General features: G+C 69.4%; 22 protein-coding genes. 10 read left to right on the top strand and 12 right to left on the bottom strand.

The window, feature by feature from the left end:
- Position 1: 1 nt before the first annotated feature.
- The 3 genes from FZ046_RS24555 to FZ046_RS24545 form a co-directional block, all read right to left on the bottom strand.
- Positions 2 to 820 (bottom strand): lysophospholipid acyltransferase family protein, encoded by an 819-nt coding sequence (locus FZ046_RS24555; protein WP_070355907.1) that lies wholly within the window; start codon positions 818 to 820, stop codon positions 2 to 4.
- Positions 821 to 856: 36 nt separating this feature from the next.
- Positions 857 to 1,693 carry a mycofactocin-coupled SDR family oxidoreductase gene (locus FZ046_RS24550; RefSeq protein ID WP_070355908.1) on the bottom strand — a complete coding sequence of 279 codons (837 nt, stop codon included), beginning with the start codon at positions 1,691 to 1,693 and terminating at the stop codon, positions 857 to 859.
- A gap of 314 nt (positions 1,694 to 2,007) precedes the next feature.
- Complete coding sequence (locus FZ046_RS24545; RefSeq protein ID WP_083298558.1) at positions 2,008 to 2,724, bottom strand: TetR/AcrR family transcriptional regulator; 717 nt, start codon at positions 2,722 to 2,724, stop codon at positions 2,008 to 2,010.
- A gap of 185 nt (positions 2,725 to 2,909) precedes the next feature.
- Between FZ046_RS24545 and FZ046_RS24540 the strand changes: the two genes are divergently transcribed.
- Positions 2,910 to 4,085, top strand: a complete 1,176-nt coding sequence (locus tag FZ046_RS24540) for an acyl-CoA dehydrogenase family protein (protein ID WP_070355910.1) — start codon at positions 2,910 to 2,912, stop codon at positions 4,083 to 4,085.
- A gap of 25 nt (positions 4,086 to 4,110) precedes the next feature.
- On the opposite strand, the gene FZ046_RS24535 is transcribed toward FZ046_RS24540, so the two are convergent.
- From FZ046_RS24535 to FZ046_RS24505, 7 genes are read right to left on the bottom strand one after another with little or no spacing between them, the layout of a single operon-like run.
- Positions 4,111 to 4,890 carry an acyl-CoA dehydrogenase family protein gene (locus FZ046_RS24535; protein ID WP_070355922.1) on the bottom strand — a complete coding sequence of 260 codons (780 nt, stop codon included), beginning with the start codon at positions 4,888 to 4,890 and terminating at the stop codon, positions 4,111 to 4,113.
- A 44-nt stretch (positions 4,891 to 4,934) separates the two neighbouring features.
- On the bottom strand, positions 4,935 to 6,059 hold the full coding sequence (locus FZ046_RS24530; protein WP_070355911.1) for an acyl-CoA dehydrogenase family protein: 1,125 nt from the start codon (positions 6,057 to 6,059) through the stop codon (positions 4,935 to 4,937).
- Positions 6,056 to 6,487 (bottom strand): nuclear transport factor 2 family protein, encoded by a 432-nt coding sequence (locus FZ046_RS24525; RefSeq protein WP_070355912.1) that lies wholly within the window; start codon positions 6,485 to 6,487, stop codon positions 6,056 to 6,058. The genes FZ046_RS24530 and FZ046_RS24525 overlap by 4 nt, the downstream gene beginning before the upstream one ends.
- Positions 6,468 to 7,727 (bottom strand): metal-dependent hydrolase family protein, encoded by a 1,260-nt coding sequence (locus FZ046_RS24520; RefSeq protein WP_246182852.1) that lies wholly within the window; start codon positions 7,725 to 7,727, stop codon positions 6,468 to 6,470. The genes FZ046_RS24525 and FZ046_RS24520 overlap by 20 nt, the downstream gene beginning before the upstream one ends.
- 2 nt (positions 7,728 to 7,729) lie before the next feature.
- Positions 7,730 to 8,059 (bottom strand): hypothetical protein, encoded by a 330-nt coding sequence (locus FZ046_RS24515; RefSeq protein ID WP_070355913.1) that lies wholly within the window; start codon positions 8,057 to 8,059, stop codon positions 7,730 to 7,732.
- On the bottom strand, positions 8,052 to 9,398 hold the full coding sequence (locus tag FZ046_RS24510; protein WP_070355914.1) for an aromatic ring-hydroxylating oxygenase subunit alpha: 1,347 nt from the start codon (positions 9,396 to 9,398) through the stop codon (positions 8,052 to 8,054). Before FZ046_RS24510 ends, FZ046_RS24515 begins: the two co-directional genes overlap by 8 nt.
- A gap of 1 nt (position 9,399) precedes the next feature.
- A complete protein-coding gene (locus tag FZ046_RS24505; RefSeq protein ID WP_070355923.1) occupies positions 9,400 to 9,930 on the bottom strand; it encodes a carboxymuconolactone decarboxylase family protein in 531 nt (176 codons plus the stop codon).
- Between the two features lie 291 nt (positions 9,931 to 10,221).
- Between FZ046_RS24505 and FZ046_RS24500 the strand changes: the two genes are divergently transcribed.
- The 9 genes from FZ046_RS24500 to FZ046_RS24460 all read left to right on the top strand — a co-directional run bounded on the left by FZ046_RS24500 (position 10,222) and on the right by FZ046_RS24460 (position 19,292).
- Positions 10,222 to 11,517 (top strand): amidohydrolase family protein, encoded by a 1,296-nt coding sequence (locus FZ046_RS24500; RefSeq protein ID WP_070355915.1) that lies wholly within the window; start codon positions 10,222 to 10,224, stop codon positions 11,515 to 11,517.
- Between the two features lie 127 nt (positions 11,518 to 11,644).
- Positions 11,645 to 12,823, top strand: coding sequence for an acyl-CoA dehydrogenase family protein (locus FZ046_RS24495; RefSeq protein ID WP_070355916.1), 1,179 nt, complete (start codon positions 11,645 to 11,647; stop codon positions 12,821 to 12,823).
- A gap of 21 nt (positions 12,824 to 12,844) precedes the next feature.
- The gene (locus FZ046_RS24490) at positions 12,845 to 13,600 is read left to right on the top strand and encodes an SDR family NAD(P)-dependent oxidoreductase (RefSeq protein ID WP_149484376.1); all 756 of its coding nucleotides are present in this window, start codon (positions 12,845 to 12,847) and stop codon (positions 13,598 to 13,600) included.
- Positions 13,601 to 13,668: 68 nt separating this feature from the next.
- The gene (locus FZ046_RS24485; protein WP_070353871.1) at positions 13,669 to 14,847 is read left to right on the top strand and encodes a CaiB/BaiF CoA transferase family protein; all 1,179 of its coding nucleotides are present in this window, start codon (positions 13,669 to 13,671) and stop codon (positions 14,845 to 14,847) included.
- Complete coding sequence (locus tag FZ046_RS24480) at positions 14,844 to 15,656, top strand: enoyl-CoA hydratase/isomerase family protein (RefSeq protein WP_070353819.1); 813 nt, start codon at positions 14,844 to 14,846, stop codon at positions 15,654 to 15,656. Before FZ046_RS24485 ends, FZ046_RS24480 begins: the two co-directional genes overlap by 4 nt.
- Complete coding sequence (locus FZ046_RS24475) at positions 15,656 to 16,810, top strand: thiolase family protein (RefSeq protein ID WP_070353820.1); 1,155 nt, start codon at positions 15,656 to 15,658, stop codon at positions 16,808 to 16,810. The genes FZ046_RS24480 and FZ046_RS24475 overlap by 1 nt, the downstream gene beginning before the upstream one ends.
- Positions 16,811 to 16,826: 16 nt before the next feature.
- Positions 16,827 to 17,975, top strand: coding sequence for an acyl-CoA dehydrogenase family protein (locus FZ046_RS24470; protein ID WP_070353821.1), 1,149 nt, complete (start codon positions 16,827 to 16,829; stop codon positions 17,973 to 17,975).
- 166 nt (positions 17,976 to 18,141) lie between these two features.
- The gene (locus FZ046_RS24465; RefSeq protein ID WP_070353822.1) at positions 18,142 to 18,792 is read left to right on the top strand and encodes a TetR/AcrR family transcriptional regulator; all 651 of its coding nucleotides are present in this window, start codon (positions 18,142 to 18,144) and stop codon (positions 18,790 to 18,792) included.
- On the top strand, positions 18,789 to 19,292 hold the full coding sequence (locus tag FZ046_RS24460; protein WP_070353823.1) for a hypothetical protein: 504 nt from the start codon (positions 18,789 to 18,791) through the stop codon (positions 19,290 to 19,292). The genes FZ046_RS24465 and FZ046_RS24460 overlap by 4 nt, the downstream gene beginning before the upstream one ends.
- Positions 19,293 to 19,310: 18 nt before the next feature.
- On the opposite strand, the gene FZ046_RS24455 is transcribed toward FZ046_RS24460, so the two are convergent.
- Positions 19,311 to 20,279, bottom strand: a complete 969-nt coding sequence (locus FZ046_RS24455) for an NADPH:quinone oxidoreductase family protein (protein WP_070353824.1) — start codon at positions 20,277 to 20,279, stop codon at positions 19,311 to 19,313.
- Positions 20,279 to 21,265, bottom strand: a complete 987-nt coding sequence (locus tag FZ046_RS24450) for a phosphotransferase family protein (RefSeq protein WP_070353872.1) — start codon at positions 21,263 to 21,265, stop codon at positions 20,279 to 20,281. The genes FZ046_RS24455 and FZ046_RS24450 overlap by 1 nt, the downstream gene beginning before the upstream one ends.
- Positions 21,266 to 21,276: the final 11 nt, after the last annotated feature.

Below are 21,276 nucleotides of genomic sequence, written 5' to 3'. Positions count from 1 at the left end.
CTCAGCCGAGAAGCGGGAACCGGCGCTTGCGCGACAGCTCGTCGAGGGCGTTCTGCATCATCGAGCGGACGTAGACGTCGACCTCGGCCACGTCGGGATCGGGGCCGAAGCGGGCGTGCACGTCGATCGGTTCGAGGACCCGCGTGACGATCTTGGTCGGCAACGGCAGATTGGGCGGGATCAGCACGCTGAAACCGAACGGGAACCCGAAGGTGACCGGCAGGATCTCCATCCGCGCCTTCGACAGGCCCAGCAGTTTCGCCAGCCGGTTGCCGCGCGTGAGGAACAACTGGCTCTCCTGACCGCCGATCGAGACGGCCGGGACGATGGGTACCCCCGCGGCGATCGCGGTCCGCACGTAGCCGGTGCGGCCGTCGAAGTCGATCGTCGAGTCGGCCATGGTGGGCCGGTAGGAGTCGTAGTCACCGCCCGGGAACACCAGCACCACGGCGCCCGATCGCAGTGCGGCATGGGCATTCTCGCGGCTGGCCTCGATGACGCCGACCTTCGGCATCAGTTCGCCGAGCGGGCCCATCACCACCCCGTAGTGCGCGAGGGTGATGAGTGGCCGGTCGTCGAAGCCGAAGCGGCGATAGAACGCCGAGCCGAAGAGCAGCACGTCGGGCGTCAGCATGCCGCCGGAGTGGTTCGACACCACCAGGGCGCCGCCGGTGGCGGGGAACACGTCCATGCCGTGCGTCTCGGCGCGAAACCACCTGCGCAACACCGGCCCGACGCGCTCGACGACCTGCCGGGTGACGCCCGGGCTGAACGCGTCGAGCACGCCGGTGGCCGGCTCGGCGACCTCGTCGTCGCTCATGGTCTCCAGTGTGTCAGCCGCTGCCGGGGACCGTGGCTACTTCAGGCAGCTGCCGCCGTCGACCGGCAGGGTGACGCCGGTGATGTACCGCGCCTCGTCGGAGGCAAGGAACAGCACGGCGTTGGCGATGTCCTCGGGTTCGACCCAGCCGATCGGCAAGGTGTGCATCATCTGTCCGATGACCTTGATGTCCTCCGGGCCCGGGTTCTCCAGGTCCGGGCGGAACAGCTTCATCGTCGGCTCGTTCATGAACAGCGGCGTGTTGACGTTGGTCGGGTGTACGGAGTTGACCCGGATGTTCTGCGCGCCCAGTTCGACGGCGAAGGTGCGCATCAGGCCGACGACGCCGTGCTTGGCGGCGACGTAATGGCCGGTGTGCGGGTAGGCCTTGAGGCCGCCGACCGAGCTGGTGAGGATGATCGAGCCGCCGCGGCCGCCCTCGATGATGTGCGGGACACCGGCCTTGACGGTCTTCCACACACCGGAGAGGTTGACGGCGATCATGTCGTCCCAGTCGGGCTCACTGGTCTTGTCGAGCGTCTGGCCGCCGTTGCCGATGCCGGCATTGGCGACGATGACGTCGAGCCGTCCGAACTCCTCGACGCCGGCGTCGACGGCGGCCTTCAGCGCGTCGAAGTCCCGGGTGTCGACCTCCGCGGTGTAGATCCGCCGGTCGAGGTTCTTCACCATGTCGGCGGTCTCGGCGAGATCCTCGGGATTCGCGAGGGGGATGAGCACGCTGTCGATCTGCTTGCAGATGTCGACGGCGATGATGTCCGCGCCCTCCTGGGCCATGCGCACGGCGTGGGCACGGCCCTGCCCGCGCGCGGCTCCGGTGATGAACGCGACCTTGCCCTCTAACCGCCCTGCCATGTGAATCCTCTGCTCCCTGATGGGCATCAACGAATTGCTGTGCACTCGCTCAGCACTCTGTCACCGGTAACCCATTGTGTCAACGGCGAACTCGCTTCGGGCCGTTTGTACTGACCGCTTAGACGGCACTGCGTGCAGGGGGAATCGATGCCCGAGTCGGCACCGGAGTCGGCACCGTCAGCGCGGACCCGGCCGGTGTCGACGGGCGCGGCGGATCGCCGGGCGGACCCGGGGTCCGCGTCAAGGGGTTGTGGCCGCGCTACGGGCGCGGCGTCACGCGCGGTGACGCGCGTCTACGAGAACGCGGTTCTCGGTCAGTCGGCGGAGAAGCCGTGCGCGACGAAGTCCCACACCTCGTCGGCGGAGATCGGCTTGTTGGTGCCGTCCTCGGCGCCGCTCGACTGGGCGACGAACATGACGGTCTGCATGGTCATGGCGGCCATGCGGCGGGGATTGATGGATGCGCGCAGCGCCCCGGCGGCCGCGGCGTCCTCCATGAGTTCGGTGAGCAGGGCGATCAGCGGCGCGTGCGCCACCTTCACCTCCGACGGGTGCGACACCAGCAGCCGCGGCGCGAAGTCGGTGAACAGCGGCCGCTTGGCGGCGGGATCGGGGCGGGACGACTCGAAGAGCAGCTGGATCGCGACCTTGAGCCGCTCGATCGGATCGGTGTGGCTGCCGGTGGCCGCGCGGATCTGGTCGGCGGACCGGCTCAGCGCGTCCTCGAACAACGCCAGCAGCAGCTCGTGCTTGCCGTCGAATTGGAGATAGAAGCTGCGAAGCGACTGCCGCGAGCGGTCGACGACCTCCTGGACCGTGAAGTCGGTGCTGCCCTTCTCGATGATGATCGCCTGGGCGGCATCGAGGAACCGTTGCACGCGCTGGGCGGCCCGCAACTTGGCCGTCTTGATGGATCGCTCGACCGCCCGCTGCTTCCAGGCCGGCTCCTCGCTGGGGCTGCTCACCAGCGGCTCGGCTGCAGGGTGGTCGGGAAGCGCATGGATGAACTGTACCGGAGAACGACGTGGCATAGCGGTGCTAGACCCCCTCGCAGACGATGTGTCTGAGATTGTAACTTTCTCATGGTGAGAATAGTATTCTCATCGGTGTCTTTTCAGAAGACTTCGCGGAAAGCCCGCATTCCCTCATCGAGGCAGGTCATTCTCGGTACGACGGGGTCGCGGGCGGCGCGGCGGAGCCCACCGTCTGGAGTGCCATGCAGCTGACCTTCGATGCCGACGTCGAGGCGTTCCGAGCCGAGTTCGTCGAGTTCCTCGACGCACACCGCCCGCCCGACGCGGAACTGCTGCAGCGCCCGAGGTCGTCGTCGGACCTGCCCGACTGGGCCCGCCGGTGGCAGCGCCTGCTCTTCGACAACGGGTGGCTGGTGCCCGGCCATCCGCCGGAGTTCGGCGGCCGCAATGCCACCGTCCTGCAGCAATACGTGCACCAGATCGAGCTGTCCCGCCGGCGCATGGTGCCCAGTTTCAACACCCAGGGCGTCGGCATCATCGCCGCGTCGTTGATCACGTTCGGCACCGACGAGCAGAAGCAGCAGTGGGCGATCCCCATTCTGCGTGGTGAGATCACCGCCGCCCTCGGGATGAGCGAGCCCGGTGCGGGATCCGACCTCGCGTCGCTGCGCACCCGGGCGACCGCCGACGGCGACCACTTCGTGCTCAACGGTCAGAAGGTGTGGACGTCCGGCGCGCACGACGCCGACGTCCTGCTGACGTTCGTCCGCACCGATCCCGACGCCCCGAAGCACCGTGGCATCAGCGTGCTGCTCGTCCCGACCGACGCGCCCGGTGTCACCTGCCGGCCCTTCGCGTCCGCGGCCGACCGCGACGACATGGACTTCAACGAGGTGTTCTTCAACGACGCACGCGTCCCCGCCGCCCACCTGGTGGGCGCGCTCAACGACGGCTGGTCGGTGGCCAACGGATCCCTCGGGCACGAGCGCACCATGCTGTGGCTCAGTTACGCCGACCGGCTCGCCGACCTCCTCGTCGACTGGCGGCCGCGCACCCGCGTCGAGCGTGACCGCTTCGCCACGCTGGTCATGGACAACCAGGCGCTGCGCCTGCTCGGTTCGGCGGCGATCGCCCGTGCGGCGCGCGGCGAGGAGGACGTGGCCGCACTGTCGGTGCTCAAACTGCTCGGCGCCGAAGCCGGTCAGGCGGCGGGGGAGGTCGCACTGGCCGCCCAGGGACCCGAGGGGCTGATCCACCCGGCCATGTCGACGCGCTACGAGGCGCTCAATCACGACGGCTACGCGGGAAGCTGGGCCGACCGCTACATCCGGTCCTTCGCGGGCACGATCGCGGGCGGCACCTCGGAGATCCAGCGCAACATCGTCGCCCAGCGCGTCCTGGGGCTGCCCCGGAAGTGACCGGCGGGCGGGGGTCCGCCGGCCGTCAGAGGTCCGCGAGGCGCGGCGCCGAACCGCGGGCACGCAGGCCGGCGCCCGCGCGCTTCGTCAGTTCCCGTGAGCTACCGAGTAATCCGTCGAGGACCAACACGCGCTTCACGTGGTGCTGCAGATCGTGTTCGGCGGTGAAGCCGATGCCGCCGAGCACCTGCTGACAGTTCCTGGCCGCCGTCAGGGCGGCCTTGCCCGCGGCCGCCTTCGCCAGCAGCGCGGTCAGGTCGGGGTTGGCCGACCCGGGCAGGGTCAGCGTCGCCTCGGCGCCCTCGATCGCCACCAGCGTCTCCGCGAGCCGGTGCCGGACCGCCTGGAAGCTCGCGATGGGCTTGCCGAACTGCACGCGGTCCAGCGCGTGCCGACGGGCCAGGGCGAGCATCGCCCGCGCCGATCCGACGAGCCACCAGCCGACGGCCAGTCGCGCCTCGGCGACGCGGATGGGGTAGCCCTCCTCCTCACGCCGCAGCGGCAGACCGCCGAGTGTCGGATCGATGCCGTGGACGCTGATGCGGTCCCACACCACCCAGGCGTTGCCGGCATAGGGCAGCGGCAGCTCCACGGTGTCGCCGATCGCGTTGCCCGTCGCGTGCAGGACGACGTCGACGAGTGCCGAGGCGTGCGAACCGGTTTCGCCGAGCAGCCGGAACACCAGCGGCACCGCCAGATCCGGGACGTCGGTGAGCATGTCGGCCCAGCCCATCTCCGTCAGCGCCGCGTCGAGGTCGGGACCCGAGGCCGCCAGCATGGTCTTGCGCAGCGAGCCCTCGAGCATGTCCAGTGACGCCGCGTCGAACGCGGTCGGTGAATCCTGCACGCTCACTCCCTTCCGAGGTCGAGCAGTCGCCGGGCGATGATGTTGCGCTGCACCTCGGCCGTGCCGCCGTAGATCGTGGACGCCCTCGAGTACAGGTACTCGGTGCGCCACTCGTCGTCGTCGAGTTCGATCCGTCCGGGCATCAGGTCGCGCGCGGTGTCGAACAGTCGCTGCTCGGCGCCGGCCAGCAGCACCTTGTCGATCGAGGTGTCCGCGCCGAGCTTCTCGCCGTCGCCCAGGCGGTGCTGGGTGGCGCGCGAGCGGCAGCGCAGCGTGTGCAGCGCCAGATAGGCCTCGCCCATGTCGGCGTCGACGACCTGACCCTGGCCCTTCACCTCGCCGATGAGGGCGTCGAAGCGGGCGTACAGGTAGGCGATGCGCTGCCAGAAGCAGGTGGACCGCTCGTAGGGCAGCAGATCCATCGCGACCTGCCAGCCCTGGCCCGGCGCGCCGAGCATGCGGTCGGCGGGGACCACGACGTCGTCGAAGTACACCTCGCAGAACTCGTCGACGCCGTGCATGGTGCGCAGCGGCCGCACGGTGACACCGGGGCTGTCCAGGTCGACGAAGAAGGCGGTGATCGCCTCGTGGTTCGGGGTGTCGGCGTCACCGGTGCGGGTCAGCAGGATGCACCGCTTGGCGAACTGCGCGTAGCTCGTCCACACCTTCTGGCCGTTGACCACCCACTCGTCGCCGCGCTGCACGGCGCGGGTGGTCAGGGAGGCGAGATCACTGCCCGAGCCGGGTTCGGAGAAGCCCTGGCACCAGGTCTCCTCGCCGGACAGCAGCCGCGGCACCATCTCGGCGGCCAGTTCGGGGCGCGCGAAGTCGATCATGGTGGGCGTCAACACGTCCAGCATCGAGTAGGGACCGGGGTGGTCGAGGCCGCGGCCCACGACCTCCTCGCCGACGATGGCGCGCAACAGATCCGGCCCGCCCAGTCCGCCGGCGGACTCCGGCCAGCCGTACCGCATCCAGCCGGCGTCGTAGAGCGCCCGCAGCACCCGCCGGTGCTGCGTCTGGTGGGCCTCCAGGGAGTCGTCGTCGGGGGCGGGCGCCAGGTCGTGCTCGTCCAGCCACGTCCGCAGGTCCGCGCGAAAGGCCGCGGGGTCGTTGGGGTCGGTCATCCCGCTTCCGGCCTCCCGATCGCATGGGGGCGGCCCGAGTCGTGGTCGCCGCTGCGCCGGATGAACGTCATGGCGCGGGTCTTGAGCCGCCAGCCGTCCTCGGTGCGCAGGTAGGTGTCGTTGTAGTAGCCGATGCGCATGTCGTGCTTCGAGTGCTCGATGAAGCACAGCGGCTGCGTGCCCGTTGCGGTGTCCGCTCCTTCGACCAGATCGACCAGCGCGGTGCCGGTCATGAACAGACCCTTCGGCGCGGCGTCCACCAGCACCGGAAAGCGGTTGAGCGTGTACGTGTCTCCGAACGCGCTGTAGGTGCCGTCCGGGGCGAAGACCTCGACCAGGCCGTCGACGTCGCCCTGGGTGATGGTCACCGCGTACTTCGCGAGGAGCTGCTGGATCGCGACCAGGTCCTCAGTCCTTGTTGGCGTCATCTTTGAAGACCTTACCGCCCTTCATTACGAAGTTGACCCGCTGTGTAACGGTGATGTCGGCGAGGGGGTCGCCGGGCACCGCGATGACGTCGGCCAGATACCCCTCCGCGATGCGGCCGAGGTTCGGCATGCGGACGAGGTCGGCCGCGACCACCGTCGCCGCGCGCAGCACGGCGTCGGGCGGCATGCCCCACTCGACCAGGGTGACGAGTTCGTCGGCGTTCCTGCCGTGCGGGATCGCCGGCGCGTCGGTGCCGACGGCGATCTTCACGCCTGCCTCGTAGGCGGCCTTGATCGACGTCTCGGCCTTGGGGAACATCTCGGCCGCCTTGTCCTGCAACGCCTTCGGTGCCTTCGAGACGTCCATCGCCTGCGCCAGGCGCCGGGTGGTGACCAGGAAGCGGTCGTTGTCCACCAGCATCTGGATGGCCTCGTCGTCCATCAGGAAGCCGTGCTCGATGCAGTCGATGCCACACGCGACGGCGTGCTTGACGGCTTCGGCGCCGTGGGTGTGGGCCGCGACGCGCAGTCCGCGCCGGTGCGCCTCGTCGACGATCGCGCGCAGCTCCTCGTCGGAGTAGTGCTGTGCGCCCGCCTCGCCGGTGAGCGACATGACGCCGCCCGAGACGCAGACCTTGATAAGCTGGGCGCCGTGCTTGATCTGGTAGCGCACCGCCTTGCGGATCTCGTCGACGCCGTTGGCGATGCCCTCCTCGATCGTCAGCTCGAGCGCGCCGGGCATGAACGCGGCGAACATCGTGGGATCGAGGTGCCCGCCGGTCGGCGTGATCGCGTGTCCCGCGGGGATGACCCGGGGACCCTCGATCCAGCCCGCGTCGATGGCCTTGCCCAGGGCCACGTCCAGCAGGTATCCGCCGGTCTTGACGAACAGGCCGAGGTTGCGCACGGTGGTGAACCCCGCCCGCAGGGTGCGCCGGGCGTTGCCGACGGCGCGCAGCGTGCGGGTCGGCGGATCGTCCTGCACCTGCGACAGGCCGGGGTTCTCCCCGCGACCGCCCATCAGCAGGTTGACCTCCATGTCCATCAGTCCGGGCAGGAGGATGGCGTCGCCGAGGTCGATGACCTCGGCGTCGGGCGGACCGTCCCCGCCGACGCCGACGATGACGCCGTCGGCGACGTGCACGACTGCTGGCGAGACGATCTCGCCGGCATCGACGTCGACGTATCCCGCGGCCCGCAGGGTCAGCGGTGTTCTGATGCTGCGCTGCGCATCGGACACCGTTAGACCACCGGCTCCTTGATCAGCTGGATGTAGGCCGCGCCGCTGTCGAGCACGCGCGGCTGCTTCCACACCTCGATCGGGAAGCTCACCATGACGATCGACTGTCCCAGGTGCACCAGCGCCTTCGCGTCCTCGGGCATGCTCGCCAGCGGGAAGCGGGCATCGACGTAGACCATGATGTCCTCGAGCCGCTCCAGCCCGGCGTCGTAGAGTTCCTGCATCTCCTCCATCGTGGAGTTGAGCCGCTTCTGGTAGCGCTCCTCCTCGGTGGGCAGGCACCAGTCCGCGAACCGTTCCAGATCGGCGAATTCCTCGGGCAGCTTAGACATTCACCTGCTCCTTCTCCGACGCCTTCGCGCCATTGGCGGCGCCGTTGCTCGTCCCGTTGGATCTGGCTGCCTGCTCGGCCTTGTAGCGGTCGACGTACTGGTGAGCGGTCATGTGCAGATGGCGCAGCAGGATCTCCTGGTCGCACAGCGGGAAGTCGAGCACCGCGCGGGTGCCGATCTGGGTCTGGGTGGCCTCCAGGGTGTTGGCGTCCTGGAACGCGTACTCCTTGAACGTCACCGCGGCGAGCTCCTGGGAGAGTCGCTGGCGGAGGTTCTTCGGCGGCACGAAGTACAGGTCGGCCTCGAAGATGTGGCTGTCCACGCCGGTGGGCCAGTAGTTGTAGGTGAGGTACCAGCCCGGGGCCCAGAACAGCAGGGTCCAGTTCGGGAAGAACTCGAACGAGTCGGTGCCCCAAGTCTTGTGGCGGCCGGGGTTGATGGCCGGTGGTAGCTCGTCGGGCAGGATGCCCTCGATGTCGGGCCGGTCCCAGGGACCGAACAGCCCGCTGTGCAGGATGCGCTCGATGGGCTTGACCATGTTCAGGTCCTTCGGCGGGCTCATCCCGCCCCACGACGACACCATCGAGTGGTCGCCCTTGATGTCGTAGGCCAGCGCCTCGAAGCCGAAGTTGGCCAGCTTCTCGGCCTCGGCCTTCTCCGCCTGCTTCATGTGCAGGATCGGCGCGTGGTAGAACTCGGTGAACGCGTCGATGAACAGCTTCCAGTTCGCCTTGACCTCGGAGCGGTAGCTGTAGTGCTCGGTCATCTCGTGGAACGGGTAGCCCTTCAAGCCCCGGCCGAAGTCACCCAGGTAGTCCTCCAGGGGCTCGGCGTCGTCGTCGAAGTTCACGAAGACGAAGCCCTCCCACACCTCGCACCGCACCGACTTGAGCGGGTAATCCGCCTTGTCGACGTCGAAGAACTCGCCCTCCTGCTGGATGAAGGTCAGGTTCCCCTTCAGGTCGTACCGCCAGGCGTGGTACTTGCAGACGAACTGGCGGCAGGTACCGGAGACCTCCTCGCCGGGGTAGTCGTTCCACACCAGCTTGTTGCCGCGATGACGGCACATGTTGTAGAACGCCCGGATCTCGTCGCCGTCGTTGACGATGATGATCGACACGCCAGGGCCGACCGAGGGCAGCTCGCGGGTGATGTAGCGGCCCTTCTTGGGGATGAGTTCGATCCGACCCATCTGCAGCCAGGTCTTGCGGAAGATGGCCTGCTGCTCCAGCTTCCAGTGCTCGGGGTCGATCGAGTCCTCGTAGTTGACCGGCGCGGTCCCCAGTTCGGGCCAGTTCTCGGTCCAGCTACCCGCGTCGGGCTTGGGGAAGAAGGGCATGTCACATCTCCTGTTCCGGTACTACGCCAAAGGTGTTGAAGGCCATCGCGAGAAGGCCGTACGAACCGACGGTGAAGACGAGGTCCATGCGCTGACGCTCGTCGAGGTGCTCGGCGAGGGCCGCCCAGGTGGCGTCGGCCACGTTGGACGTCTCCTCGAGTTCGTCGACGGCGGCGAGCACCGCGGCGTCGAGGGGATCGGTGGCCTCGCCCCGCTGGATGCCGTCGATGACGTCGGCGGTCAGGCCGACCTCGCCACCCATCTCGACGTGGTGCAGCCACTCGTAGGTGCACGATCGCCGGTGTGCGACGCGCAGGATGGCCAGTTCGCGCAGCCGCGGTGGCAGCGTCGAGGCGAAGAGCAGATAGCCGTTGAACCGCAGGAAGGCGCGGGTCAGCTTCGGGTGGCGGGCGAGGACGGCCAACGCGCTGCCGGCGTCGCGCCGCTCGATGCGGTCCGGGGACACCATCACCGACAGTGCCTTGACGACGTCGTCGTCCCACTCCTCGGCCTGCAAGGGCGCCACGCGCACGGTCACGCTCCACCTTTCGTCGGTCCGTCGTCCGTTATGAGAATCAGATTCTCATATTTGACCAATAGATTTCCACCCCTGGGTCGAAACGTCAACGGACGCGCCACGAAAGAGCTGCTGGACTGGGCGTTCACGGCCGGGGCCCGGCCACGTGACGGCGCGTTGCACGCGCTGGATGCCTTCGTCGGACGTTGATTCTCTCAGAACGAGAGGCTAGTTTCCCTAGATAGAGAACGGGGTCCCGATTACCCTGGTCGCACGGGCTGTCAGCGCCGAACGGAAGGAGCGTCCGTGAACAAGGACGACATGATCTTGATCTCGGTGGACGACCACATCGTCGAACCGCCGGACATGTTCCGCAACCACCTGTCCGCCAAGTACCGCGACGAGGCGCCACGCCTGGTGCACAACGCCGACGGCTCGGACACCTGGCAGTTCCGTGACATCGTCATCCCCAACGTCGCCCTGAACGCGGTTGCCGGTCGGCCCAAGGAGGAATACGGCCTCGAGCCCCAGGGCCTCGACGAGATCCGCAAGGGCTGTTACGACGTGGACGAGCGCGTCAAGGACATGAATGCCGGCGGCATCCTCGGGTCGATGTGCTTCCCGTCGTTCCCGGGCTTCGCGGGCCGGCTGTTCGCGACCGAGGACCCGGAGTTCTCGCTGGCACTGGTGCAGGCGTACAACGACTGGCACGTCGAGGAGTGGTGCGGGGCCTACCCGGCCCGCTTCATCCCCATGACCCTGCCGGTGATCTGGGATCCGGTGGCGTGCGCAGCGGAGATCCGCCGCAACGCCGCCCGCGGCGTGCACTCGCTGACCTTCTCCGAGAACCCCTCGGCCATGGGCTATCCCAGCTTCCACGACTTCGACTACTGGAAGCCGATGTGGGACGCGCTCGTCGACACCGACACCGTCCTGAACGTGCACATCGGTTCGTCGGGCCGGCTGGCGATCACGGCGCCCGACGCGCCGATGGACGTGATGATCACCCTGCAGCCCATGAACATCGTGCAGGCCGCCGCGGACCTGCTCTGGTCGCGCCCCATCAAGGAGTACCCCGACCTGAAGATCGCCCTGAGCGAGGGTGGCACCGGGTGGATCCCGTACTTCCTCGAGCGCGTCGACCGCACTTACGAGATGCACTCGACCTGGACCGGTCAGGACTTCAAGGGCAAGCTGCCCAGCGAGGTGTTCCGCGACCACTTCCTGACGTGCTTCATCGCCGATCCGGTCGGCGTCGCCACCCGGCATCAGATCGGCGTCGACAACATCTGCTGGGAAGCCGACTACCCGCACTCGGACTCGATGTGGCCCGGTGCGCCCGAGCAGCTCGACGAGGTGCTCAAGGCCAACGACGTCCCCGACGGCGAGATCGACAAGATGACCTACGAGAACGCGATGCGGTGGTACCACTGGGATCCGTTCACGCACATCAGCCGTGAGCAGGCGACCGTGGGTGCGCTGCGCAAGGCGGCCGAGGGGCACGACGTCAGCGTCCGTGCGCTGTCGCACAAGGAGAAGACCGGAGCGAACTTCGCCGACTTCGCGGCGAACGCCAAGTCGTTGACCGGTAACAAGGACTAGCTGCGCGAGCGTCCGTCGGTGCGGTGTCGATCCGGGCCGCGGGCGTCCGCGTGTCTGGTAATGCATAGCCTTCCGAAGTGATTCGGGTAGCCGAGAACGGACGTAAGGAGACACCGTGTCCGACGGAATGAGCTTCGAGCTGACCGAGGATCAACAGCTGATCCGCAAGTCCGTCGCCGAACTGGCGGCCAGGTTCGACGATCACTATTGGATGACCAAGGACCAGAACCACGAATTTCCCAGGGAGTTCTATGACGCCATCGCCTCGGGCGGCTGGCTCGGCATGACCATTCCCGAGGCCTACGGCGGCCACGGTCTCGGCATCACCGAGGCGACGCTGCTGCTCGAGGAGGTCGCCCGCTCCGGCGGCGCCATGAACGCCGCCAGCGCCATCCACCTGTCGATCTTCGGCATGCAGCCGGTGGTCAAGCACGGGTCCGAGGAACTCAAGGCCCGCACGCTGCCACGCATCGTCGACGGCGATCTGCACGTGTGCTTCGGCGTCACCGAACCCGGTGCCGGACTGGACACCTCGCGGATCACGACCTTCGCCCGGCGCGAGGGTGACGCCTACCGCGTCAACGGTCGCAAGGTGTGGATCTCCAAGGCACTGGAGTCGGAGAAGGTCCTGCTGCTGACCCGCACCGAGACCCCCGACGAGCTGGTGGCCCGTGGCGCGAAGAAGACCGACGGGATGACGCTGTTCCTCACCGACCTCGACCGCGACCACGTCGACATCCGTCCCATCAAGAAGATGGGCCGCAACGCCGTCAGCTCCAACGAGTTGTTCATCGACGACCTGATGGTGCCGGTCGAGGACCGGGTCGGCGAGGAGGGCCAGGGTTTTCGGTACATCCTCGACGGACTCAACCCGGAACGCATGCTCATCGCCGCCGAGGCGCTCGGCATCGGCCGGGTGGCGCTCGAAAAGGCGGTCAAGTACGGCAACGAGCGCGTGGTGTTCAACCGGCCGATCGGCATGAACCAGGGTCTGCAGTTCCCGCTCGCGGACTCGCTGGCCCGCCTGGACGCCGCCGAACTCGTGCTCCGCAAGGCGACGTGGCTCTACGACAACGGCAAACCCTGTGCGCGCGAGGCGAATACGGCGAAGTACCTGTGCGCCGACGCCGGCTTCGGCGCGGCCGACCGTGCGCTGCAACTGCACGGCGGCATGGGCTACTCCGAGGAGTACCACGTGTCGCGCTACTTCCGTGAGTCCCGATTGATGAAGATCGCCCCGGTCAGCCAGGAGATGGTGCTGAACTTCCTCGGCGAGCACGTCCTGGGTCTGCCCCGTAGCTACTGACGAGAGGGAATGTCGACGACGATGGGGTACTTCGACTTGTCCGGGCGCTCGGCGCTGGTCACCGGCGCCGCGGGCGGCATCGGCTCGGCAGTGGCGGCGGCGTTGGCCGAGGCCGGCGCGGCGGTGCTGGTCACCGATCTCGACGGTGACGCGGCCGCTGCGGTGGCTCGGCGCATCACCGACGCGGGGGGCACGGCCGACGGCGTCGCCCTCGACGTGTCCGATCGGGCCGCCGCGGACGACGCGGCCGCCCGCGCGGCGGCCCTGGCGGGCGGCGCGCTGCACGTGGTGATCAACAACGCCGGCGTGACCCGGCCGGCGATGTTCGACAAGACCACCGCGGAGTCGTTCCAACTGCTGTTCGACGTCCACGTCCTGGGCGCATTCAACGTCACGCAGGCCGCCCTGCCGCACATCCCCACCGACGGCACCGGACGCATCGTCAACGTCACGTCGGCGGCCGGCCTCACGGGCACCCTGGGACAGGTCAACTACTCCGTCGCCAAGGCCGGCATCATCGGCTTCACCAAGTCGCTGGCGCGCGAACTCGCCACCAAGCGCATCGCGGTGAACGCCCTGGCGCCGCTCGCCGCGACGCCGATGACCGAGACGATCCGCACCAACGAGAAGTTCGCCGCCACCATGATGAACCGCATCCCGATGAAGCGGTGGGCCGATCCCGCCGAGGTCGCGGGTGCGTTCGTGTTCATGGCGTCCGACGCCGCCTCGTACGTCACCGGGCAGGTGCTGCCGGTCGACGGCGGCATGGTGATGTGACCCGACCGGACACGGGAAGCGGGTCGGCCGGTCACGGCGCTCCGCTGGCGGGCATCACGGTGGTGGCCATGGAACAGGCCGTCGCCGCGCCGATGTGCACGCGCGTGCTGGCCGACTTCGGGGCCCGGATCATCAAGATCGAGAACCCCCGCGGTGGCGACTTCGCCCGGTACTACGACGACGTGGTCAACGGGCCGGGCGGAATGGCCGCGCACTTCGTCTGGTGCAACCGCGGCAAGGAGTCGGTCACCCTCGACACGAAGGCGCCGGCGGGCCTCGACCTGCTGCACCGCCTGCTCGACCGCGCCGACGCGTTCGTCTCGAACCTCGCTCCCGGCGCGACCTCGCGCCTCGGCCTGGCCCCGGCCGATCTCGCCGAGCGGCACCCGCACGTGATCCCGGTCGAGATCGACGGCTACGGCCCCGGCGGTCCGATCTCGCACAAGCGCGCCTACGACCTGCTGGTGCAGGCCGAGGCGGGTTCGTGCGCCGTCACCGGCAATCCCGGCATGCCGGCCAAACCCGGTCCTGCGATGGCGGACTTCAGCACCGGCCTCTACGCGGCCATCTCGATCCTGGCGCTGCTCGTCGGCCGGGGGCGGCGGGACGCCGCGGCGCCGGCGCCCGCCGTCGAGCTGAGCCTCTTCGACGTGATGACCGACGTGATGGGCTATGCGCTCACCTACACCCAGCACTCCGGCGTCGACCAGCAACCGCTCGGCGTCGGCTCGCCCGCGGTGGCGCCCTACGGCGCCTTCGACACCCGCGACGGACAGACGGTGGTGCTCGGCACCACCAACGACCGCGAGTGGCAGCGGGTGGCGCGCGACGTCATCGACCGGCCCGACCTCGCCGACGATCCGCGGCTGGCGACGAACCCGGGCCGCTGCGCGCACCGCGACGTCGTGTCCGAGGCCATCGCCACCTGGTGCGCGCAACACGATCTCGCGCACGTCCAGGACGTCGCGGACCGGGCGGGGATCGGCAATGCGCGCTACAACCTGCCCAGCGAGGTGGTGGCGCACCCGCAACTGGCCGCCCGCGACCGGTGGCGCACCGTCGCCACGCCGGTCGGGGACATCCAGGCGCTGCGTCCGCCGCCGGTGATCACCGGCTTCGACCAGCCGATGGGCGCGATCCCGGGCCTCGGCGAGCACACCGACGCCGTACTGACCGAAATCGGGGTCAGCGCTGCGGAATTGGCCGCTCTGCGCGCCGACGGCGTGATCGGCCCGGCGCACCGATGAGCGCGGCCCTGCTGTCGTCGGATCACCAAGGCGTCCGGACGCTGACGCTGAACCGTCCCGAGCGCAAGAACGCACTCGACCCCGCGCTGTGGGTCGATCTCGCCGATGCGCTGCGTGCGGTCCGGCGCGACCCGTCGGTGCGAGCGCTGGTGCTCACCGGCGCGGGCGGAGCGTTCTGCTCGGGCGCGGACATCGCCACGCCTGAAACCATCCATCCGCGCTACAAGCTCGACCGGCTGACCGACGTCGCCCTGGCACTGCACGAGTTGGCGGTACCGACCATCGCGAAGGTCACCGGGATCGCCGTCGGCGCCGGCTGGAACCTGGCGCTGGGGTGCGACCTCGTCGTCGCGACGCCCGAGGCGCGGTTCAGCCAGACCTTCGCTCGGCGCGGGCTGTCGGTGGACCTCGGCGGGTCGTGGCTGCTGCCGAAACTCGTTGGGCTGCAACAGGCCAAGCGGCTGGTGCTGCTCGCCGAGACCATCGACGCCGCGGAAGCCCACGCGCTGGGGCTGGTCACCTGGGTGCGCGCCGCCGACGAGGTGGACGCGTTCGTGGCCGATCTCGCCGGTCGACTCGCGGCCGGACCGCCGTTCGCGCTCGCGCAGAGCAAGGCGCTGCTCAACGACGGCGCCGACGTGACACTGCGGCAGGCATTGGCCAACGAGGCCCGCGCCCAGCCCGGTAACTTCGCGACGACCGATTCAATGGAGGCGTACGCCGCGTTCGCCGCCCGACGCGACCCGACGTTCAGTGGCTCGTGGGCTCTGTACGAGCGGGCCGCCGACACACACGAGGAGCAGAGCTGATGCGGGAGACGGTGATCGTCGGAGCGGTGCGTACGCCGGTCGGCAAGCGCAACGGGGGGCTGTCGGACCAGCACGCGGCCGATCTGTCGGCGGTGGTGCTCGGCGAACTGGCCGAGCGGACGGGCGTCGACCCCGAGGTGGTCGACGACGTCGTGTGGGGGTGCGTGTCGCAGGTGGGGGACCAGTCGAGCAACATCGGCCGGTATGCGGTTCTGGCCGCGGGGTGGCCCGAGCACATCCCCGGCACGACGGTGAACCGGGCGTGCGGGTCGAGCCAGCAGGCCCTCGACTTCGCCGTGCAGGCGGTGATGTCCGGTCAGCAGGACGTCGTGGTTGCCGGCGGCGTGGAGGTGATGAGCCGCGTCCCGCTGGGATCGGCGCGCGCGACCGGCATGCCCTACGGACCGAAGGTGCTGGAGCGCTACGACGGTTTCTCGTTCAACCAGGGCATCTGCGCGGAGCTGATCGCCGAGAAGTGGGGGTTCTCGCGGGCCCGGCTCGACGAATACTCCGCGCGGTCGCACGAACGCGCCGCCGCCGCCCAGGACGCCGGGGCGTTCACCGACCAGATCGTGCCGGTGTTCACCGCGGGCGAGACCGCGGGCGTCGTGACCGACGACGAGGGCATCCGGCGCGGGACGACCGCGGAGAAGCTGGCCGGTCTGAAGCCGGCATTCACCGAGGACGGCGTCATCCACGCCGGCAACTCGTCGCAGATCTCCGACGGCGCGGCGGCGCTGCTCGTCATGACCGCCGAGAACGCCGTCACCCTGGGCCTGACCCCGCTGGTGCGCTACTGCGCCGGTGCCGTGACCGGAGCCGACCCGAAACTGATGCTGACCGGACCGATCCCGGCCACCGAGAAGGTGTTGCACAAGGCCGGTCTGGCGTTGTCGGACATCGGCGTGTTCGAGGTCAACGAGGCGTTCGCGCCCGTGCCGTTGGCCTGGCAGGTCGACACCGGTGCCGACGAGTCGAAGCTCAACCCGCTGGGCGGTGCCATCGCCCTGGGGCATCCGCTGGGCGCGTCCGGCGCCGTGCTGATGACCCGGATGATCCATCACATGCGGGACAACGGGATTCGCTACGGCCTGCAGACCATGTGCGAGGGCGGCGGCACCGCCAACGCCACCATCGTCGAACTGCTGCCCTGACCCGAGAGGAGGCGCCGTGCGCCGAGACCTGTTCACCAACGACCACGAGGCGTTCCGCGAACTCGCGCGGGACTTCGTCGAGAAGGAGGTCGTGCCGCACTACCCGCAGTGGGAGAAGGGCGGCCGGATGCCGCGCGAGGTGTTCGCGCGCATGGGGGAACTCGGCATGCTCGGCATGGCGATCCCCGAGGAGTACGGCGGCGGCGGCGAACCCGACTACCGGTACAACGTGGTGTTGCAGGAGGAGGCCGCGAAGGCCCTGGTGACGCTGTCGACGGTGCGCACCCAGCTCGAGGTGATCCTGCCGTACTTCTTGCACTACGCGAACGACGAGCAGCGCGGTCGGTGGTTCCCCGGGCTGGCGAGCGGCGAGCTGCTGACGGCGATCGCGATGACGGAGCCGGGGACCGGATCGGACCTCGCCGGCATGCGCACCACCGCCGTGCGGGACGGCGACGACTACGTCGTCAACGGCGCCAAGACGTTCATCACCGGCGGCATGCAGGCCGACCTCGTCGTCGTCGTGGCGCGGACGTCCACCGATCCGGACGACCGGCGCAAGGGTCTGACGCTGCTCGTCGTGGAGGACGGCATGCCGGGCTTCGTGCGGGGCCGCGAGCTGGAGAAGATGGGCTGCAAGGTGCAGGACACCGCCGAGTTGTCGTTCACCGACGTCCGGGTGCCCGCGGCCAACGTGCTGGGGGAGGTCGACGGGGCCTTCGCCTACCTCGGCCACAACCTGCCGCAGGAGCGTCTGACCGTGGCGGTCGGGTCGGTGGCGCAGGCCCGCTCGGCGATCGCCGCGGCGATCGAGTACACCCGCACCCGGACGGCGTTCGGCACGCCGGTGGCGTCGTTCCAGAACACCAAGTTCGAGCTGGCGGCGTGCTCCACGGACGTCGAGGCGGGGCAGGCCATGCTCGACCGGGCCGTGGCGCTGCACGTCGAGGGGGAGCTGAGTGCGCCCGACGCGGCGCGGGTGAAGCTCTTCTGCACCGAAATGCAGCAGCGCGTGGTCGATCGCTGTCTGCAGCTGTTCGGCGGCTACGGCTACATGACCGAGTATCCGATCGCCCGGCTGTACACCGACGCCCGTGTGGCCCGCATCTATGCCGGCACCAGCGAGGTCATGAAGGTCATCATCGCCAAGTCCCTCGGCCTCTAGTGCGATTTCGGCGCGTTTTCGATCGCTGAGCGACGGATTCCGCGCCGAAATCGCCGGCAACGGGTGGTGTGACGCAGGCTCAAACATTTCCGCGCTGAGACTCTTGTCACACCGCGCCAACCTACCTACTGTGTATTCAGTTAGTTGGTTCGAACGAAGGGGTTCAGTGTCCACAGCGCAGACCGAGACGGCGCGTCAGCGCCCCTACGAGTCGCTGCTCGCCAAGGGGGAGGACCGCAAACAGCGCATCCTCGCCGTGGCCGAACGCCTGCTCGCGCGCAACGGTTGGCGCAACACCTCCCTCGCGCAGATCGCCAAGGAGGCCGGCGTCAGTGCCGCCGGTCTGCTGCACCACTTCGAGTCGAAGGAGCAGTTGCTCAACGCGGTGCTCGACGCCCGTGACTTCGACGACGACAGCCACGCCGACCGCACCGGCGACCTCGTCACCGAGATCTGCCGGGTGGCCGAGCGCTTCGACCGCGCGCCCGAACTCGTCGGCACCTTCACCGTGCTGCTGATCGAGAACATCGCCCCCGATGCGCCGCTGCACGACCGGCTGCTGCAACGCCAGCGCGCGGCCGTCGACATCGTCGCCGACATCATCCGCGGTGGTCAGACCGCGGGCCGCTACCGCACCGACTTCGACCCGGCCATCAAGGCCGTGGAGATCCTGGCATTCATCAACGGAATGGAGACCGCATGGCTGCTCGATCCTTCGATACCCCTGAACGACGTGTTCAAGGGGTACGGCGAGATGCTGGCCCGCGACTTCACCCTGCCGGCCACGGCCGCGCCGACGCCGGGATCATCGACGTGAGGTACCGGCTCGACGTCGTGGCCGCCAGCGTGCCCGAGGTGGTCCAGTACGCCGGCGGGTGGCTCGTCGACCGCGTCATGGCCGGCTGGGACGTCACCGTGCTGATCACCGGCGGCGACGACCTGCGGCCGTTGGAAATCCTCGGCGTCGAGGTGCAGGACCTCGAGATCGCCCTGACGGAGTGGGCCGAGCGTCCGCATCCGCAGACCGTCGCCGTCGCCGCGGACCTGTTCGCGTCCGACGCCCGCGTCCGCGAGGGCGTGCTCAACGCCCTCGACCACGGCATGACCGAGGTGACCCTGTGGGGTCAGGCCTGGCCCGCCGAACTCGACGCCACCGTCGCGTCGGTCGAGCACCACCTGAGCGCCGCGGCCCGCGCATTCAAGACCCAAGCCATGGCGGCGTCGAACCTCGAGGGCGCGGTCGAGCGGGCCGAGACCTTCCTCTGCGGCGTCACGGCCTGCCCGTCGGTCGCGGCCGACCTGGTGCCCGCCAGCTGATCTCGGCGTGCCCGCCGGTCACGTGCCGACGCGGATGAGCACCTTGCCCACCGCCCGGCCGTCGGCGACGTGACGCAGCGCCGTCGCCGCGTCGTCGAGTGGATACACCGCGCCGACGTGCGGCGTCACCTGCCCCGAGGCGAGTAGCTCGGCGAGGTCGGCCTCGGTCCGCGCGAATTCGTCGGCCGGCACGTCCTGGAACTGGAAGCCGAGGATCCGCACCCCCTTGACCAGGACGAGGTTCAGCGGGATGCGGGGGATGACGCCGGACGCGAAACCCACCGTGACGAACCGTCCGCCGCGCCGCAGGGTGCGCAGCGCGGGCTCGGCGAGCGCACCGCCCACCGGGTCGAGCGCCGCGTCGTGCCCGTCCGGCACTGCCGCGCGGAGCAGCTCCCGCAGGTCGCCGTCTCCGTGGCGCACGGTGACCTCGGCGCCGTAACGTGTTGTCGCGGCAAGCTTCTCGGCGGTCGACGCCACGGCGGTCACGCGTGCGCCCATCGCGGTGCCGAGCTGCACCGCCGCCAGGCCGACGCCGCCGCCCGCGCCGAGCACCAGCAGGCGGTCGCCGGGGGCGATCCGGGCCATGGACCGCAGGGCGTGGTGCGCCGTCCGGTGTGCGACGCCGGCGGCCGCCGCCGTGGCCGCGGTCATGCCGTCGGGGATCCGGCGCAGCGTGGCCGCCGGGGCGGCCACCCGCTCGGCGAAGGCGCCGACGAGTCCGGTTCCGGTCACGCGGTCACCGACGGCGAGGTCGCCGACGTCACCGCGGACGGCGACGACGGTGCCGGCGTACTCGCTGCCCGGCACGAACGGCGGCCGCACGTCCACCTGGTAACGGCCGGCGATCAGCAGGACGTCCGGGAAGTTCACCGCCGCGACGTCGACGCGGACCAGGGCCTCGCCGTCGGCCGGCTCCGGGACGGGCAGCTCGACGGTGCGGACGACGTCCGGTCCGCCGTGGACGGGACACACTGCGGCCCGCATCAGTAGTCGGAGGTCGCGGCGAGGTCGGCGGCCGAGGCCATCAGGTCGAGCACGACCGGCCCGAACGCCAGCAGCTTCTCGTCGTCGCCGGCACGCTGGAATCCCTGCTCCAGAACGATCGCGAGCTTCCACTTCGCCAGCACCAGGTAGTAGTCCAGATCGTCGACCTGCCGTCCGGACACCTCGGCGTAGTGCGCCACCACGTCGTCGCGTGACGGCATGCCCCGCATGTCGACGTACCCCATCTCCGAGGGCGCCGGTGCGTTCGTGTCGACGGGCCAGGACTGCACCATCCAGGCCAGGTCGAGCTTCGGGTCGCCGACCGTCCCCATCTCCCAGTCCACGATCGCCGCCAGCCGTGCCGGGGCGCCGTGCCGGTACATGACGTTGGCGAACTGGTAGTCGCCGTGCATCAGACCGGGGACGAAGTCGAGCGGCCCGTGGGTCCGCAGCCAGGCCGTCGCCTCGTCGAGACCGGGCAGCTCGCGGCCGCGGATCCGCTCCAGGAAGCCGGTCCAGCGCGCGACCTGGCGCTCGTGGAAGCCGTCGGGACGACCCAGGTCGTGCAGTCCCCGGGCGCGCCAGTCCACCGTCGACAGCAGCGCGATGCCCTCGGCCAGTGCGTAACTCAGGCCCGGCCGGGCATCGAGATCGGAATCGAACGGCTCCGGCCAGCGGGCATGCCGATCCATCGGCGACCAACCGTCGACGAAGCCCATCAGATAGAACGGGCGGCCGAGGACGGCGGCGTCCTCGCACACCGCGATCGCCGCGGTGTGCGGCACGTCGGATCCGTCGAGCGCGGCGATGATGCGCCACTCGCGCAGGATGCCGGCGTCCCGATCCGGCGGGGCGCCGGTCGGTGGCATCCGCAGGACGCAGCGCGCGTCGCCGCGGGTGAGTTCGTAGATCACGTTCTGCGTGCCGCCGGACAGGAAGCGCGCGTGCAGCGGGGCGCCGCTACCGGGGAGCCCGGCGGCATCCATCCACGCGGCGA

Source organism: Mycolicibacterium grossiae (assembly GCF_008329645.1).
GTDB classification, from domain to species: domain Bacteria; phylum Actinomycetota; class Actinomycetes; order Mycobacteriales; family Mycobacteriaceae; genus Mycobacterium; species Mycobacterium grossiae.
Note: the sequence above shows the minus strand (reverse complement) of the source record. Positions and strands in the feature narration are given on the sequence as shown.

Bases quoted from the DNA above. Each gene is read 5' to 3' on its own strand.
- FZ046_RS24555 (WP_070355907.1), bottom strand. From the start codon at position 820: ATGAGCGACGACGAGGTCGCCGAGCCGGCCACCGGCGTGCTCGACGCG.
- FZ046_RS24550 (WP_070355908.1), bottom strand. From the start codon at position 1,693: ATGGCAGGGCGGTTAGAGGGCAAGGTCGCGTTCATCACCGGAGCCGCG.
- FZ046_RS24545 (WP_083298558.1), bottom strand. From the start codon at position 2,724: ATGCCACGTCGTTCTCCGGTACAGTTCATCCATGCGCTTCCCGACCAC.
- FZ046_RS24540 (WP_070355910.1), top strand. From the start codon at position 2,910: ATGCAGCTGACCTTCGATGCCGACGTCGAGGCGTTCCGAGCCGAGTTC.
- FZ046_RS24535 (WP_070355922.1), bottom strand. From the start codon at position 4,890: ATGCTCGAGGGCTCGCTGCGCAAGACCATGCTGGCGGCCTCGGGTCCC.
- FZ046_RS24530 (WP_070355911.1), bottom strand. From the start codon at position 6,059: ATGACCGACCCCAACGACCCCGCGGCCTTTCGCGCGGACCTGCGGACG.
- FZ046_RS24525 (WP_070355912.1), bottom strand. From the start codon at position 6,487: ATGACGCCAACAAGGACTGAGGACCTGGTCGCGATCCAGCAGCTCCTC.
- FZ046_RS24515 (WP_070355913.1), bottom strand. From the start codon at position 8,059: ATGTCTAAGCTGCCCGAGGAATTCGCCGATCTGGAACGGTTCGCGGAC.
- FZ046_RS24510 (WP_070355914.1), bottom strand. From the start codon at position 9,398: ATGCCCTTCTTCCCCAAGCCCGACGCGGGTAGCTGGACCGAGAACTGG.
- FZ046_RS24495 (WP_070355916.1), top strand. From the start codon at position 11,645: ATGAGCTTCGAGCTGACCGAGGATCAACAGCTGATCCGCAAGTCCGTC.
- FZ046_RS24490 (WP_149484376.1), top strand. From the start codon at position 12,845: ATGGGGTACTTCGACTTGTCCGGGCGCTCGGCGCTGGTCACCGGCGCC.
- FZ046_RS24485 (WP_070353871.1), top strand. From the start codon at position 13,669: ATGGAACAGGCCGTCGCCGCGCCGATGTGCACGCGCGTGCTGGCCGAC.
- FZ046_RS24480 (WP_070353819.1), top strand. From the start codon at position 14,844: ATGAGCGCGGCCCTGCTGTCGTCGGATCACCAAGGCGTCCGGACGCTG.
- FZ046_RS24475 (WP_070353820.1), top strand. From the start codon at position 15,656: ATGCGGGAGACGGTGATCGTCGGAGCGGTGCGTACGCCGGTCGGCAAG.
- FZ046_RS24455 (WP_070353824.1), bottom strand. From the start codon at position 20,279: ATGCGGGCCGCAGTGTGTCCCGTCCACGGCGGACCGGACGTCGTCCGC.
- FZ046_RS24450 (WP_070353872.1), bottom strand. From the start codon at position 21,265: ATGGATGCCGCCGGGCTCCCCGGTAGCGGCGCCCCGCTGCACGCGCGC.